We start from the raw sequence: 14,987 nt of genomic DNA, 5'->3' as shown, positions 1-14,987 counted from the left end.
ATGACCCGCCCGCTCATCGGTATCACGACGTCCGATTACAAGAGCCACCTGGCCTGGTGGTTCGACTGGTTCGCCGTTTGGCGCCATGGTGGAAAGCCGCTGCGCCTTTCGCCCTCGCGCCCGCTGCCCGATACCCTGGACGGCTTGATCGTCGGCGGCGGCGACGACATCCAGGCGCACCTGTACGGTGGCGAAGTGCAGCTCAACGTGCGTCTCGACCCGGCCCGGGACGAACTCGAGCTCGAGCTACTGGAACGCTTCATTCCCGGCCACACGCCGGTGCTGGGTATTTGCCGCGGTGCCCAACTCATCAACGTACATCTGGGCGGCACCCTGGACCCGGACATCTATACCACCCACGAAGGTTTGAAACGCCGCCGCACGGTACTGCCGCGCAAAACCGTGGATATCGTCACAGGAAGTAAACTCCACAGCCTGCTCGACGTGAGTTGGTGTCGTGTGAATAGCCTGCACCACCAGGCGGTGCACGAGGCCGGCGACGGCATCAAGATCGTCGCCCGCGACCGCGATGGCCTGGTGCAGGGTATCGAGTCGGAACATCACGACTTCGTGATCGGCGTTCAGTGGCACCCGGAGTGGCTGATTTTCAACCGCCCTCAGCAGCGTCTGATTAGCGCGCTGGTGAAGGCGGCGAAAAAGCGGCGTAGCGCCGAGCCTTTTGAGCGTTAGGCGCCCAGTACGGCCAAGGCGGCGTCGTAGTCGGGCTCGTCTTTAAGCTCGCTGACCAATTCGCTATGTAGCACGGTGTTATCACGATCGAGCACGACCACCGCACGGGCGCAGAGGCCTTCCATGGCGCTATTGGTCAGCGCCACGCCCCACTCCTTGAGAAACGCCTGATGGCGAAACGTAGAGAGGGTCTCGACGTTATCCAGACCCTCGGCGCCACAAAAGCGCACCGCCGCGAACGGCAAATCCGCCGACACCACCATCACCACCGTATCGGGCAAGTTGGAAGCCAGCTCATTGAAGCGCCGGGTTGACGTAGCACAGGTCGGCGTATCGACACTGGGGATGATATTGAGCACCTTGCGCTTACCGGCGTAGTCGTCGAGAGTGACGTCGCTCAGTTCCCGGTTGGTCAACGTAAGGCCGGGGGCTTTCTCGCCCACTTTCGGTATGACGCCGTCAACGTCCATCGGGGTACCGCCTCGGGTAATTTGCTGCATAGAATAGTAGTCCCATGTTATAGGTAGACGCGCAGTGATTAGGCAAATCCGGCATTCGCCGAGACCTACCCTAACCCCAAACCGCGCCGTTTGGATACACCCCGGGGCCTGTCAGCGACAGCGCCCCGTCGCACCGCCACGAGTATGCCATGCCCTTAGTACTGATCGTAAAAACCGGCGACGCTTTTCCCGAAGTGACCGACAAGCACGGCGATTTCGATGCGCTGTTCGAGGAGCCCATGAAGCGGGTAGTCCCCAACACGACGATTAACGTATGGGATCCGCGCGCAGAGCCCGATGCCCCCTCATTGGACGCGCTGGATGCTATCGTGATAACCGGCTCCAACAGCATGGTGAGCGACGCCGAGCCCTGGAGCGAGGCACTGAAGCCTTGGCTTAACGCGGCGCGCGAGCGCGACATTCCCATGCTGGGCGTCTGCTACGGACACCAGCTGATGGCCGAAGCCTTTGGCGGCCGGGCAGGCAATCACCCAAACGGCCGCGAGGCGGGGACCTTCGAGATCGAACGCACCGACGCCTCCCATAGCGATCCGCTCTTTAGTCAGCTGCCCACGCGTTTTATGGCGCACCTGACCCACGGACAGACGGTGCTCGAAGCCCCCGATGATGCGCTCATTCTCGCGTTCAACGACCACGACAGCCACCAGGCGGTTCGCTACGGAACCCGCCAGTGGAGCGTACAGTTTCACCCGGAGTTCAACGCCGACATCCTGCGCGCCTATATCGAACGCGTGGAACCTGCGCTGATCAAACAGGGCGAAGACGTCGGCACGCTGATCAACCGCATAAAGGAAACGCCCCAGGCCACCAGCCTGCTCGAGCGCTTCATTCGCCTTTTGTAGCCTTTTTGGCCGCCGCCTTGGCGGCGCGCTTTTCGACGCGTCGGGAGGCGAGCCGGTCGGCCAGCCGCGTCGGTTCGGGCAGCTTGGTACGCCCAAGGCACTGCATGACCCACTGAAGCGACGTAGCCAGCGATATACGGTGGCCCGGGGATACGAACACGGGTTTCACGTTCACTCGCGAACGCAGCACCGCGCCCAGGGTTTCCCCTTTGGCGGTGAGCGCGCTCCAGTCGCCGCGTTCACCGCCCACCTCTTCAAAGCGCCCGTAAAGGCGCGATTTGGCAATCCCGATCGTCGGCAGGTCGAGCCAGAGCCCCAGGTGCGCCGCCACACCCAGCTTGCGCGGGTGGGCAATGCCCTGGCCGTCGACCATCACCAACTGAGGCATTTGGGAGAGCTTGGCAAAGGCACCGAGCGCGGCGGGTATCTCACGAAACGATAAAAGCCCTGGCACGTAGGGCATACGCGTTGGCTCGCGGTGAACGACCTGTTCGATCTGCTCGAGATAAGGCGCCTTCTGGGGATCCCACTTCAATAGCACGACCGCAGCGCGGGTAGTTTCGCCCTCATCTTCGAAACCGATATCCACCCCGGCGATGAGCTTCACCTCGTCGAGGCGATCAACAAGTTCCAGCCGCCCGGCAAGCTCGGTTTGCAGCGCAATCGCGTCTTTGGGCTCAAGATTCCAGTCGTGTAACGGCGCATCCATGGCAGTTTTCTCCCTTTGAAACGTTAAGCGTAGAGCATCGAGCAGCCAATAAAAAACCCCGCTCGAAAGCGGGGTTTTGCTTGGCCTGGCTCGCGATTAAGCGCGTTCGCGGCGACGGACCGGCGCATCGCCGCCTTCGTCACGACGGCGACGCGGTGCGCGCTCCGGAGTGCTGCTGTCTTCGCTGATCTCAAGCGGCCGACCGGCCACACGGGCGCGCGCCATCTTGGTCAAAATGGTAGACGGCAGGTTGCTGGGCAGCTCGACCACCGAGAAGGCGTTGCGAATATCGATACGCCCGATACGCGCGCCTTCGATACCACCTTCATTGGCCAAGGCGCCGACCAACTGGCCAGGCTTAACGCCATCCTTGTGACCCACGGAAACACGATAGCGGGTCATGCCTTCGCTGGGCGCGCTCGAACGCTCGCGACGGTTAGCGGGCTTGCCGCTGTCCTTGCCGCCTTCGCGCGGGGCACGCTCTTTGCGCGGGGCCTGCAAGCGGCCGATGGGTGCTTCGTCGGCGCGGGCCATGGCGGCAAAGGCACAGGCCAGCTCGACCGGGTCATGACCCTCTTCGACCAGACGCTCGACCAGCGCACGCTGCTCTTCAGCGCCCTTGGTCAGCGCGGCCACGACGCGCTGATGGAACACCTCATCCCGGTGAGCGCGAATGGCGCTTTCGTCGGGCAGCGGCATTTCGGCCATTTTCTGACCGGTTGCCTGCTCCATCCAGCCCACTTTACGACCTTCGCGGAAACCGGCGAAGGTGATCGCGATACCGCTACGCCCGGCACGACCGGTACGGCCGATACGGTGGGTATAGGCTTCGGCGTCCTGGGGCAGGTCATAGTTGATGACGTGGGTGATACGCGAAACGTCCAGACCGCGTGCGGCGACGTCGGTGGCGATCAGCACGTCGACCTTGCTGCGCTTCAAGCGTGTAATGGTGCGCTCACGCAGGCTCTGATCGAGATCGCCCGACAGGCCAGCAGCGTTGACACCACGGGCGGTCAGTTGCTCGACCAGGGTGGTGCACGCGGCACGCGTACGTACGAAAACGATGGCCGCATCGACGGGCTCGACTTCGAGAATACGCGACAGCGCTTCGAGCTTGGCGCCACCATCGACGCGCACGATACGCTGCTCGATGTTTTCGCCGGTGGTGGTTTTCGATTCGATCGCCACTTTCACCGGGTCAACGAGGTAACGATTGACGATACGCTCGATTTCGGCGGGCAGGGTCGCGGAGAAGAAGACACGCTGAGCATCTTTCGGGGTATCGGCGACCACGCGTTTTACGTCGTCGATAAAGCCCATGCGCAGCATTTCGTCAGCTTCGTCCAGCACCAGCGCCTGAAGGTCACCAAGTTTCAAGCTGCCGCGGTCCAGGTGGTCGATAATACGACCCGGGGTACCGACGACGACCTGAGCACCGCGCTTGAGCGCGCCCAGCTGCTCGCGATACTCCTGACCGCCGCACAGCGTGGCCACTTCCAGGCCTTTGAGATTCTGACCGTACTTGGTGAACGAAACCGCTACCTGTTGGGCCAGTTCGCGCGTCGGCGCCATCACCAGCACCTGAGGCGCATGGCGGTCGAGATCGATACGCGAGAGTAACGGTAATGCAAACGCCGCGGTTTTACCGGTACCTGTTTGGGCCTGGCCCAACATGTCACGGCCTTCCAGCAGCGCGGGAATGGTTTTCGCCTGAATGGGCGAAGGGGTCTGGTAGCCCTGTGCTTCAACAGCAGAAAGAACGGCAGGCAACAGAGCAAGATCGCCGAAGCTCGGCGAGGCGACAGAAGTCGAGGTCATTAATCACACCTTGGTAGACCGGCGTGGCCGGCAAAAAACATCGTAAGCGTCTTCGACACGTTGGTCAGCGTACTCGCGCTGAACACAAACGCCGCTTGGCGGATCGCTTGATAAAGGAGTCAAAGACGCCGGTCGCACCTGGCATCCAGTTGGCAGAGACATGAATAACGCGCCAACCGTTGTGGCGACCTTCTGCGTCGATTTCACCCGGTTGGTGAAATGCTAAAGACGCGCCATCTTCACAGCAATGAACATCTCAAAGGGATGTTCCCGCAAGCGCCACTACGCAATGAGTGCTACGCAGTCTTAACGCTTACCGTCGTGATGGAGGGGTCAACACATGCGAGGAGGGCAAATACTAGCACTTCAAAAATTATCTGGCTAGCTTTTTTGCTTTACCCAACTTGAACAAGCGACCTTGCGCTTGTCGACATATGGTCTAAAATTTTAACTGCAATAACGTTTTATGCAGTCAAGGAGAGAGACGATGAATTGGGATCAAATCGAAGGCAAATGGACCGAAGTCAAAGGCAAGGCGCGTTCGAGCTGGGGTGAGTTCACCGATGATGAACTCGACCAGATCGGCGGCAAAAAGGAACAGCTCGTCGGTAAGCTTCAGCAGAAATACGGTCTGGAGCGCGAAGAAGCCGAAAAGCGCGCCGATGACTGGGCGGACAGCCTGTAAGAAAGCCAACAGTTAAAACGTAGTGAACACGTCAACGGCGTTATGAGCGGTTTTTAGAAAGCCGCTCATAACGCCACAGGAAGTTAAAGGAGTAACGCGATGCGTAAATCACTGCTACTGGCTGCAATGAGCACCACCCTGCTGGCTGGCATGGCCTTCAATGTGCAGGCATCCCAAGAGCCTCAAGGCGTCTACTCCGCCGAAGACATACTGGATGCCGAGGTTTATTTCTCTAACGGCTCCGGTGAAGAAGTCGGCGATGTCGACGATATTTTGTTCGACGATGACATGCGCATCACTGGCCTTGTGATCGAAAGCGGCGCCGTTTTGGGCCTTGGTGGTCGTGAAATCGTGGTCGGCACCGACTACTTTACGCTTGAAACCAGCACGGAAGGCGATGGCGAGACCGAACACCGCATCATGTTGACCGCTACTCCCGAAGAAGTGGAAAGCTTCCCCGCCTACAACCGCGACTGGTGGGAGCAGACTCAAAACAACGCGCGCAGCGCTTGGCAAAGCACTCGCGACGGCGCCCAGAGCGCCTGGCAATCGACTCGCGAAGCGTTCGATGACGACGAGAACCAGCCCCAGCAATAAGCGGCTCGTCTAAACGCGCATAAAAAGGCCGCCCATCGGGCGGCCTTTCGTTTTGTCGGATGCCCTTTTTTAAAAAAGGGCCTCAACGGTTTGCGGTTACTTTTTTGCCGTTACTTTTTTGCCGTTACTTTTTGCCGTTACTTGTTTCGTTACTTCCGACGCGTACGAATGCCTTTACCTTCTAACCGCTCACGATCATGAGGGCGCTCGAAATCGAGCAGCGGACCGGCGGGGACGATCCGAGTCGGATTGATCGTTTCGTGGCTGTAATAGTAGTGGCGCTTGATGTGGTCCATATTCACCGTCTCGGCAACACCTGGCCACTGGTACAGCTCACGCAGATAGTTCGAGAGATTGGGGTAATCCTCGATACGCTTATAGTTGCACTTAAAGTGGCCGAAATAGACCGCGTCGAAACGCACCAGGGTCGTAAACAAGCGAATATCAGCTTCGGTCAGCCACGCTCCTGCCAGGTAGCGGTTTTCTGCCAAACGCGCTTCCAGCCGGTCGAGCGCGTCGAACAGTGCCTTGACGTGCTTCTCGTAAACATCCTGTTCGGTGGCAAAGCCCGACTTGTAGACCCCGTTGTTCACGTTGTCGTACACATCGTCGTTGACTTCATCGATGGTTCCACGCAGATCCTCGGGGTAGAAGTCGAGATCGTTGCCGGTCAGTTCATCGAAAGCACCGTTGAGCATGCGCAGCAAATCGGCGGACTCGTTATTGACGATGGCGCTGCGCGTTTTGTCCCAAAGCACCGGCACCGTGACGCGCCCGGTATAGGCCGGGTCGGTCATGGTATAGAGCTCGTAATGGTAATTCACCCGGTTGATGGGATCGCCACTCGAGCCTTCCTCTTCGTTATAGGTCCAGCCCTTATCGAGCATCAAGGGACTAACGTGGGAGACGCCAATCAATGACTCTAACCCCTTGAGCTTGCGCATGATGAGTGCTCGGTGCGCCCAGGGGCAGGCCAGGGATACGTAAAGGTGATAACGGTCTTTTTCGGCGGGAAAACTTTGTCCCTGCTGCTGACCACTTCCTTCTACCCAATCGCGTAACTGGGCCGACTCGCGCACGAACTCACCACCATGCTTTTTGGTGTCATACCACTGATCGACCCACTCGCCTTCTACTAATAGTCCCATCGGGCGCCTCCTGTAATTTGCGTCTCTGCTTATGTTTTTAGAGCATAGCGCGCTTTACGATGCACTCAAGCGGATGTTTTACCCTGTTTCATTCGAGTAAATTGAATCCTCCGGGCACTGCTCGATCACCGCCTCGCGAAGCACTTGGGCCATGGCGTGAGTGGCCGGGCCTGCATGGTCGCGATCCTTGAAAATCAGTTGAAAAGGCGCTTCGCGAATTCCCCCGGCAGTAAGGGGTAGCGGCTTCAGGTCCCCGCGCTCGAGCTCGTCGGCGATCCGGGTGACCGGCATCCAGGCAAAGCCCAGGCCGCGCTTTATCATATCAAGCGATGTATTGAGGTGGCTGACCGTCCAGCGCTGTTCGGCCTTGAGCCACCCCGCATTGGCGGACTGACGGTTGGCCGAGTCGCGCACGACCAGCTGGCGATATTGCGCCAGGTCGCGCAGATCAAGGTCACGCCCCAACCCGTGCAGCGGGTGATCCGGATGCGCCACCGCGATAAAGCGCACGTTGGCTAACGGCTCGCCCAGAAACCCCGGTACTTCCATGCCGGAAATCACCAGATCCACTTGCCCATCGAACAGCATCTCTACCCCGCCATTGAGTACGCTTTCATAAAGCTGGACCCGGACCTGCGGATAGGCCTCGGAGAAGCGCTCGAGCGCTTTGGCCTGAGCATCCGCGGGAAACACCTGATCGATGGCGACCGCCACTTCCGTTTCGAGCCCTTCGGCAAGCCGTGTGGCAATGTCCTCTATCGAGGCGGCGCTCTCGATGAGCTGACGCGCCCGGCGCAGCAATAGCTCACCAGCCTCGGTCAGGCGGACCTGGCGGCCGACCGGCTCGAGCACCTGAACGCCAAGCTGCTCCTCCAGCTTGTGCACCGCATGATTGAGCGTAGAAGGGCTTTTATGAATAGCCTGCGCGGCGCGCGCAAAGCCACCGTAATCTACAACGGCAGCGAGCATGTGCCACTGAGCAAGTGTTACCCGAGACATTTCGATTTCCTCGACGCTAAAAGCGTATTAGTGCGCTTGGTCTTCGAAAAAACTTTAACAGAATGCTGGCGGCGGCGAATAGCTAACTTGTGCGGCGGCTCATGCTGCTTCAACGAAAACACTAAAAAACAGGGAACTTTTTGAAAATATTGTATAACATCGCCTTTGCTTCTACTTTGCTATAAGACAAATGAGCCATCGCTCTTTAGTTACAAAAAAATACAAAGACGCAGAGACTAAAGTACTCTTTACAATCACTGAATTAACTAGCGGGCTAACAATTCCCGGAAACGCCGTTTTATTCCAAAGGCGCTTTCTCTGTACCCAGCCAATCCTTGTACAAACACATGGTGCCGGTAGCCGCTCAGAACGCCGTGGAAAAAGCGTTTTTGGAAACGTCTCTTGATGTTCGCGGGCAGCCAGCGCGATAAACCATTGATCCTTGCTATAGGGAAGGCTTTACAACAAACCACTATTGTCTATATTCATACGCTTGAACCGATACAACTACATTTAGGTGTACAAGCTATTGGCAGGTTTGAAAACTCAGTTTTCGTATCACCAACGCTATTAGCAAACACTGTTTCTTAATAAGTCTCTTCCTGTCCGGTTTTTTCGCTAACGCGAAACCGCTCTCTATGTATGTAAATACAGTCTATTCACCCCTACCCCCATGGGGTATTGTTCCCGTGCTTGTTCACTTTCACGTTTATTTTCACCACGAACTCGGCGGTCAATTTACCCATGTTGCGAATCCTTCATTCGCTGCCCCGCGCACATAAGTTATTACTTTTACCCGTGGCTACAATGGTCACCGTGCTGGGCACACAAAAGCTTATAACGACGTACCAGGATCTCAATAAACCCCATACGTCCCTGGAGAGCGTGCTTGTACCGCTACCCAGCGACTCTTTTACTACCGTTCCCTCCTTGCATCAGGAGCGTCAACCGGTAGCCAAAGCGATCGACCGCGCCTCCCGCGCCATCGACGCCACCCGCGAGCAGATCCCGCTAAGTGATCTCGCCGCTTCAGAGATTATCGATCTCGATGTCATCGCCACTGCCGAGGCATCAATCGCCAGCGAAATCGATGCAAAGCCCGTACTGGACGACGGCGCCATTCACATGGCGGTGGTGTTTGGCACCCTGACCAGTGGCATGCTCAATATCGACGAACCGGGCACCCCGGGGCCGGTCGAGATTGCCGATGCTACTTCTTCCGTGGATAGCGCCACCTCTTACGAGGATTATGGCATCGAGCTATTCGACGACATCTCCTTTCTCGAGCTCGAACTGGCCGCTGAAGAGCCCTTCGTTCCCGAGTGGGCTACCCATATCGTAGAGCCGGGTGAAACCTTTGCCGTACTGGCGCAAAACGAGCTGGGGCTTGGCTACAGCGAAGTGCTGGCCCTTTTGGACGACATGCCGAACCCGCGCATTCTCACCAACTGGCGCGCCGGTAACAGCTTCGATTACCAGTTGGACGAAAACGGCAACTTGCTCGCGCTGCGCATGATGAAAGACATCCGCGACGGCGTGCTGCTCGAGCGCAATGAAGACACCTCGTTCGCGGCAACCGTCATCGAACGTCAGGGCGAGCCGGTTCAGCGTCTGTTCGCCGGTACCGTTAGCGGTAGCTTTGCGCGCTCAGCCCAGGCAACGGGGCTTTCAAGCAGCTCGGTGACCGAGCTGACACGCCTTCTCGAGAAAAAGCTCGACTTCCGGCGGGATAGCCGTCGCGGTGACAGTTTCAACGTGCTGGTCGAATCCGACATGATCGACGGCGAGACACTGGATTCGCGCGTACTGGCGGTCGAGTACGACGGCGAGCGCATGGATTTGACGATGGTGCGTAACGCGGCGGATGACAACTTCTATACGCCGGAAGGCAGCGGCCTGGAACCGGGCTTTGCGCGTCATCCCTTCGAAGGCAGCTACCGTTTGAGCTCTAACTTCAACCCGAACCGCAAGCACCCGGTCACCGGCCGTATCAGCCCGCATAACGGTACCGACTTTGCCATGCCGATCGGCACCCCCGTCACCGCCCCGGCGGACGGCCGGGTCGAGCGGGTGACCAATCACGCAGCAGCCGGCCGCTACATAGTGATTCGCCATGATAACGGCTACCGCACACGTTATCTGCACCTGTCAAAACCGCTGGTCAATGCCGGCGATCGTGTGACCATGGGCGAGCGCATCGCGCTTTCCGGCAACACCGGGCGTAGCACCGGCCCGCACCTGCATTACGAAGTCATCGTCAATAACTCACCGGTTAACGCCATGACCGTAGAGCTTCCCGAATCCTCGAGCCTAACCGGCGATACGCTGATCGCGTTCAAGAACCAGGCCGAACCGATGCTGGCCGCCCTCAACAGCGGCGAAACCGGTACGGTCAATGTGGCCAACTACCAGCGCGGCGAATAAAGAACCTACTCATTCGCGCTAAAAAAAGCCGCCCAATCGGGCGGCTTTTTTGCGTCTTTAAACCATACGCCCCGTCAAACCGGGCGGCTTAGCGCATCGAGCAGCGCATCGTCGTGACGATAGATATCGTCGCGGAACTCGATCTCGCCCTCGGCGTTGGGCCAGGCGGTCAGATAGTGCAACATGACCGGAATGCGCTGCGGCAAATTCACGTTTTGATCGCTGCTGCTTCGGCCAATGAGCGTATTGACCCGGTGCTGGCTGCCGCTGTCGCGCAGAAGCATCTGAGCAAGTTCGCTAATGCCTTCCACGCGGATACAGCCGGAGCTGAGCGCGCGCTGTGTGCGACCGAACGCGCCCTGGGCGGGCGTATCGTGCAGATAAATCATGTCGTCGTTGGGAAAACGAACCACGATTCGCCCTAGCGGGTTGCCACTGCCCGCCGTTTGCCGAAGCATGACGCCACCGGGGCGCTGCCAGTCGACGCTTTCCGGATCCAACCGCTCGCCGGCGGGGCTTAGCACCTGAATATTGCGCGAGGAAAGATAGCCTGTATGGCTACGCACTCGGGGCAGCACGTCTTCGCGCATGATGGTGGGCGGAATCGTCCAGCTCGGGTTGATGGTGAGATGGCTGATCGCCGAATGGATCATCGGCGTGGCCCGCTGGGGCGAACCGACCACGACCCGGGCATCCCACTGCTCGCCGTTGGGGCGCACGTAGTGAAGCTTGTAACCGGCCACATCGACCCATACGCGGGAAGGCTCGTTTTCGAAGTGTTCGAGCCAGCGTGCCCGCTCGAGGTTGATGCGCAGTTGATCGATCCGACGGGACAACGGCGTATTGAGTGCCAGCCGCGTATTGTCGCCGACCACGCCGTCCGCCTGGAGCTGGTGGCGGCGCTGGAAATGCTTGACGGCGCGCTCAACGGTGGTATCGAAGCGACGTTGATCATCGTTTCGCGTAACGGCCTCCACCATCGGGTAGGCGCCGTCGTCAGCGGCGACTAGCCCGCTTTCGCCCCAGAGCGCCAAACGCTCGCGCAGCGTCACCACATCGGCGTCGGTATCGCCCACGCGCAGCGCGTCGTCACGCCCGGCCAGGTACGCCACGCTGGCACTGCCCCGGCGTTCGAGGGCACGGTAATCGCTCAGCATCTGGCGAAGCTCGCGGTAGGCTTTCGACTGGGGTCTGGCGGCCTCGAAAGCCGCCTCGACATCGCCCTGGGCGAGGGCCTGGCGCACCTGAACCATGCTGTATCCTCGCGCCGGGCGCTCACCGCTCCACTGGGCATTCAGCGCTTTAGGGTCCACCTTGCCCCGCGAGAGGTGGTCAAGCGCGAGCAGCAGGGTTTGCGTGGCCTTAATGTCGAAACGCGCCTGAGCGCTTGCGCCGCCCTGTTGGCTCACGCGGAAATCATCGAGCAGCCGGCTTCCCTGATAGTCACTGGGGGTCAAGCCATCCTGGTCGAGACGCGACAAAGCATCGGCCAGGGACTCGACCAGCCTGGTGTCTTGCCAGACCAGCTGATCTTCGCGGGCCTGGTAAAACGCGGCCACGGGTAGATCGCTTGCGTAGGCGTTTAACTGCTGAGCCAATGCCGGTTGAGCCGGAGCGTCGGCATGGGCATGATGGATAGCATACGGAAGGGGTAGCAGGGCGGCGGTCAACACGGCACCCAAGGCCCATTTCTGAATTGGCGGTTTCTCGTTCATAACCCCTCCATGGGTTACCATGCGGTGTTGCATGCCAACCCAGTAAAGATAAAACATGCGCACGCTTGTCATGACGTTATCGCTTTGCGTACCACTAATTATAGTAGGTCTTACACTATGCGGCTCGGATTAAGCTTTTTTAGCAAATTTTTCTTTCTCCCGACACTGCTGGCAAGCGCCCCCCTTCAGGCCGCACCACCCGCGCCATTTTTTTCCCAGATGACCGCCTTACCGCCAGCCGGCGTCTCACCGCTTCACCAGCAACTTCAGTTGCTCGCCCCTTCCGCGACCCCTAAAGCGCTGCAACTCGCCGCTCAGGCACTTAGCTGCGCCGACCCCGGCGCCGAGCGCCTGGCGGTGATCGACTACTCGCTGCCGTCGACCGAACAGCGCCTGTGGGTGTTCGATCTTCACCAAAACCGGCTGCTGTTCAAAGAGCTGGTCTCCCACGGGCGCGGCTCCGGGGACGCCAACGCCGAGGTGTTCTCCAATACCCCGGAAAGCTATCAGTCGAGCATCGGACTTTTTCGCACCATGAACAGCTACTACGGGCGCAACGGCTACTCGCTGCGCCTCGACGGGCTGGAGGCGAACGTCAACGACCAGGCCTTCGATCGCGCGATCGTCATTCACGGCGCCCACTACGTTAGCGACGACTTCATTACCCAGACCGGCCGGCTGGGTCGCAGCCACGGCTGCCCGGCGGTTCGCGAAGAGATCACTTACCCCTTGATCGACAGCTTGAAAGAGAGCCAGTACGTTTTCGCCTACTATCCGGATGCCGAATGGATGGCGAATTCGGCGTTTTTGCGCTGCTCCGAAGGCGGTATTTACCAACTCGCGGCCGCCGCCTACTAAAGCGGCACCCACCGCCGCCTCTCTACCAGGCAGGCTTCGTTGAAGCCCTTGCTTTCGCGGCACGCGTTTTATGCCATGCTTAGGCTTTCCTACTTGAAGTGAGGAAGTTGGCATGGCAAAGGTAAAAACGCTGGATCTGGCCCTTCAGGGCGGTGGCGCCCACGGCGGCTACACCTGGGGCGTGATCGACCGCCTGCTTGAAGATGAGCGCATCGAAATCGAAGGCATCAGCGGGACCAGCGCCGGCGCCATGAACGGGGTCGTGATGGCCGACGCGCTGACCCGCGGTGATAAAGAGACCGCCCGCGAGGCGCTACGCGGCTTCTGGCAGGCGGTTAGCCGAGCCGGTATGGCAAGCCCCATTCGCCGCTCGCCCCTCGACGTGCTCACCGGCAACTGGAGCCTCGATCAGTCACCAGGCTACATCGCCATGGACCTGATGAGCCGGCTCGTCTCCCCTTACCAGCTCAACCCTTTGAACATCAACCCGCTGCGCAGCATCGTGGACGAGCACATCGATTTCGAGCGGGTGCGCCGCTGCGACCGGCTAAAGCTATTCGTTGCCGCCACCAACGTGCGCACCGGCAAGCAGCGGGTGTTCCGCCGCGAAGAGATGAGCCTGGACGCAGTCATGGCCTCGGCCTGTTTACCCTTCGTGTTTCAGGCCGTGGAAATCGACGGCGAAGCCTACTGGGACGGTGGCTACATGGGCAACCCGGCGCTCTTCCCGCTCATGGAGGAGTGCAGCGCCCGGGACATATTGCTGGTGCAAATCAACCCCATCAGCCGCGACACCCTGCCCACCAGCGCCTCGGGGATCATGAACCGCCTAAACGAAATCACCTTCAATGCCGCGTTGATCAAGGAGATCCGGATGATCGCCCTGCTCAAGCACGCTCTTGACGAGCAGGGAATCGAGAACTGCTACCAGCAGACACTCTTTCACCGCATCAGCGGCGAACACGCGCTGGAGAGCCTGTCGGTATCGAGCAAAATGAACGCTGAATGGCCGTTTTTGTGCCACCTGTTCGACCTGGGCCGCGCCGCCGCCGAACGCTGGCTCCAAGAGAATTTCGAGGCGCTGGGCGAGCGCTCGACTCTGGACATCGACACTGTCTACATGAATGAGTGACCCGTTTGGAAAAGGGGACCGCTTGGAACGTAAAGCGCTCTGAACGGCGCTCTTTGCCGATACGAGAGGTTTGCAACATCCCGCACCATTAGCCATTCTGAGGGTTCCCCTATTAATAATGGCAAGGAGCGCATCCCATGCAAGACCGTGTATTACTCATCACCGGGGCCTCGAGCGGCATCGGCGCGGCTACTGCCCGGGCCGCCGCGCGCGAGGGCTATAAACTGGTGCTTGCCGCACGCTCGACGGACAAGCTCGAAGCCCTCGCCCAAGAGCTTGGCCAGGAAAACTTGCTCACCGTCGAGCTGGATGTGACCGATATGGCACAACAGCACGCCATGGTGGAGCAGGCAATGGAAACCTTTGGCCGCATTGACGGCGTCTTTGCCAACGCCGGACGGGGCGGCTCGCCAGGCGGGTTTAGCGGCGCCGACCACGAGGCCTGGCGCGAGATGATTCTCACCAACGTGTACGGCGTGGGGCTGACGCTGCAGGCCTGCCTGCCAGCGCTCAAGCGCAGTGCCGGCCACGTGCTGCTCACAGGCTCCGCGGCTGGCCGGGCGACTATCCCCGGCTCGATGTACAGCGCCACCAAATGGGCGGTGACCGGCATGGGCTATAATCTGCGCGAAGAACTTCGCGGTAGCGGCGTTCGCGTCACCTTGATCGAACCTGGCATGGTCGACACGCCCTTTTTCGATGAACCCCCGGAGCACGCGCTGGAAGACAAGGATATCGCTAACGCGGTGATCTACGCGCTGAATCAGCCCCCCCACGTCGACGTCAACGAGATACTGATTCGGCCCACGCCGCCCCGTGAATAGCGCCTTTAGCCCTTCCCCGCTTCGG

General features: G+C 59.4%; 14 protein-coding genes. 8 read left to right on the top strand and 6 right to left on the bottom strand.

Annotated features, from left to right (window positions below):
* On the top strand, positions 1-690 hold the full coding sequence (locus ACWFVE_RS04065; RefSeq protein WP_447528013.1) for a gamma-glutamyl-gamma-aminobutyrate hydrolase family protein: 690 nt from the start codon (positions 1-3) through the stop codon (positions 688-690).
* Here ACWFVE_RS04065 and tpx read toward each other — a convergent pair.
* Positions 687-1,190 (bottom strand): thiol peroxidase, encoded by a 504-nt coding sequence (gene tpx, locus ACWFVE_RS04060; RefSeq protein ID WP_447528012.1) that lies wholly within the window; start codon positions 1,188-1,190, stop codon positions 687-689. The genes ACWFVE_RS04065 and tpx overlap by 4 nt on opposite strands.
* A gap of 149 nt (positions 1,191-1,339) precedes the next feature.
* Between tpx and ACWFVE_RS04055 the strand changes: the two genes are divergently transcribed.
* Positions 1,340-2,053: a glutamine amidotransferase gene (locus ACWFVE_RS04055; RefSeq protein ID WP_447528011.1), complete on the top strand. Its 714-nt coding sequence runs from the start codon at positions 1,340-1,342 to the stop codon at positions 2,051-2,053.
* Here the strand turns inward: ACWFVE_RS04055 and nfi are convergent.
* Both nfi and ACWFVE_RS04045 read right to left on the bottom strand, forming a co-directional pair.
* The gene (gene nfi / locus ACWFVE_RS04050) at positions 2,037-2,762 is read right to left on the bottom strand and encodes a deoxyribonuclease V (RefSeq protein ID WP_447528010.1); all 726 of its coding nucleotides are present in this window, start codon (positions 2,760-2,762) and stop codon (positions 2,037-2,039) included. The two genes, ACWFVE_RS04055 and nfi, sit on opposite strands and share 17 nt — an antisense overlap.
* A 96-nt stretch (positions 2,763-2,858) precedes the next feature.
* Entirely contained in the window at positions 2,859-4,580 is a 1,722-nt protein-coding gene (locus tag ACWFVE_RS04045) for a DEAD/DEAH box helicase (RefSeq protein WP_447528009.1), read from the bottom strand.
* A gap of 487 nt (positions 4,581-5,067) precedes the next feature.
* Between ACWFVE_RS04045 and ACWFVE_RS04040 the strand changes: the two genes are divergently transcribed.
* Positions 5,068-5,265: a CsbD family protein gene (locus tag ACWFVE_RS04040; RefSeq protein WP_447528008.1), complete on the top strand. Its 198-nt coding sequence runs from the start codon at positions 5,068-5,070 to the stop codon at positions 5,263-5,265.
* Positions 5,266-5,364: 99 nt separating this feature from the next.
* Entirely contained in the window at positions 5,365-5,862 is a 498-nt protein-coding gene (locus ACWFVE_RS04035; protein WP_447528007.1) for a PRC-barrel domain-containing protein, read from the top strand.
* Positions 5,863-6,011: 149 nt separating this feature from the next.
* Here ACWFVE_RS04035 and ACWFVE_RS04030 read toward each other — a convergent pair whose 3' ends face one another.
* Both ACWFVE_RS04030 and ACWFVE_RS04025 read right to left on the bottom strand, forming a co-directional pair.
* Positions 6,012-7,010 carry a glutathione S-transferase family protein gene (locus tag ACWFVE_RS04030; RefSeq protein ID WP_447528006.1) on the bottom strand — a complete coding sequence of 333 codons (999 nt, stop codon included), beginning with the start codon at positions 7,008-7,010 and terminating at the stop codon, positions 6,012-6,014.
* A gap of 78 nt (positions 7,011-7,088) precedes the next feature.
* Positions 7,089-8,009, bottom strand: a complete 921-nt coding sequence (locus ACWFVE_RS04025; protein ID WP_447528005.1) for a LysR family transcriptional regulator — start codon at positions 8,007-8,009, stop codon at positions 7,089-7,091.
* A gap of 744 nt (positions 8,010-8,753) precedes the next feature.
* Between ACWFVE_RS04025 and ACWFVE_RS04020 the strand changes: the two genes are divergently transcribed.
* Complete coding sequence (locus tag ACWFVE_RS04020) at positions 8,754-10,433, top strand: peptidoglycan DD-metalloendopeptidase family protein (RefSeq protein ID WP_447528004.1); 1,680 nt, start codon at positions 8,754-8,756, stop codon at positions 10,431-10,433.
* Positions 10,434-10,507: 74 nt separating this feature from the next.
* On the opposite strand, the gene ACWFVE_RS04015 is transcribed toward ACWFVE_RS04020, so the two are convergent.
* A complete protein-coding gene (locus ACWFVE_RS04015) occupies positions 10,508-12,148 on the bottom strand; it encodes a L,D-transpeptidase family protein (RefSeq protein WP_447528003.1) in 1,641 nt (546 codons plus the stop codon).
* A 117-nt stretch (positions 12,149-12,265) separates the two neighbouring features.
* Here ACWFVE_RS04015 and ACWFVE_RS04010 point away from each other — a divergent pair, with 117 nt between their 5' ends.
* From ACWFVE_RS04010 to ACWFVE_RS04000, 3 genes are all read left to right on the top strand, one after another.
* Positions 12,266-13,006, top strand: a complete 741-nt coding sequence (locus tag ACWFVE_RS04010; protein ID WP_447528002.1) for a murein L,D-transpeptidase catalytic domain family protein — start codon at positions 12,266-12,268, stop codon at positions 13,004-13,006.
* Between the two features lie 112 nt (positions 13,007-13,118).
* On the top strand, positions 13,119-14,138 hold the full coding sequence (locus tag ACWFVE_RS04005; protein WP_447528001.1) for a patatin-like phospholipase family protein: 1,020 nt from the start codon (positions 13,119-13,121) through the stop codon (positions 14,136-14,138).
* A gap of 137 nt (positions 14,139-14,275) precedes the next feature.
* Positions 14,276-14,962 (top strand): SDR family oxidoreductase, encoded by a 687-nt coding sequence (locus ACWFVE_RS04000; RefSeq protein ID WP_447528000.1) that lies wholly within the window; start codon positions 14,276-14,278, stop codon positions 14,960-14,962.
* Positions 14,963-14,987: the final 25 nt, after the last annotated feature.

The sequence above is a fragment of the Vreelandella mediterranea genome (genome assembly GCF_970647075.1).
This window is presented reverse-complemented; position numbering and strand designations above follow the sequence as displayed.

Coding starts and splice junctions, on each gene's coding strand:
- ACWFVE_RS04020 (WP_447528004.1), top strand. CDS start 8,754: ATGTTGCGAATCCTTCATTCGCTGCCCCGCGCACATAAGTTATTACTT.
- ACWFVE_RS04035 (WP_447528007.1), top strand. CDS start 5,365: ATGCGTAAATCACTGCTACTGGCTGCAATGAGCACCACCCTGCTGGCT.
- ACWFVE_RS04040 (WP_447528008.1), top strand. CDS start 5,068: ATGAATTGGGATCAAATCGAAGGCAAATGGACCGAAGTCAAAGGCAAG.
- ACWFVE_RS04025 (WP_447528005.1), bottom strand. CDS start 8,009: ATGTCTCGGGTAACACTTGCTCAGTGGCACATGCTCGCTGCCGTTGTA.
- ACWFVE_RS04015 (WP_447528003.1), bottom strand. CDS start 12,148: ATGAACGAGAAACCGCCAATTCAGAAATGGGCCTTGGGTGCCGTGTTG.
- ACWFVE_RS04000 (WP_447528000.1), top strand. CDS start 14,276: ATGCAAGACCGTGTATTACTCATCACCGGGGCCTCGAGCGGCATCGGC.
- ACWFVE_RS04055 (WP_447528011.1), top strand. CDS start 1,340: ATGCCCTTAGTACTGATCGTAAAAACCGGCGACGCTTTTCCCGAAGTG.
- ACWFVE_RS04010 (WP_447528002.1), top strand. CDS start 12,266: ATGCGGCTCGGATTAAGCTTTTTTAGCAAATTTTTCTTTCTCCCGACA.
- nfi (WP_447528010.1), bottom strand. CDS start 2,762: ATGGATGCGCCGTTACACGACTGGAATCTTGAGCCCAAAGACGCGATT.
- tpx (WP_447528012.1), bottom strand. CDS start 1,190: ATGCAGCAAATTACCCGAGGCGGTACCCCGATGGACGTTGACGGCGTC.
- ACWFVE_RS04030 (WP_447528006.1), bottom strand. CDS start 7,010: ATGGGACTATTAGTAGAAGGCGAGTGGGTCGATCAGTGGTATGACACC.
- ACWFVE_RS04045 (WP_447528009.1), bottom strand. CDS start 4,580: ATGACCTCGACTTCTGTCGCCTCGCCGAGCTTCGGCGATCTTGCTCTG.
- ACWFVE_RS04065 (WP_447528013.1), top strand. CDS start 1: ATGACCCGCCCGCTCATCGGTATCACGACGTCCGATTACAAGAGCCAC.
- ACWFVE_RS04005 (WP_447528001.1), top strand. CDS start 13,119: ATGGCAAAGGTAAAAACGCTGGATCTGGCCCTTCAGGGCGGTGGCGCC.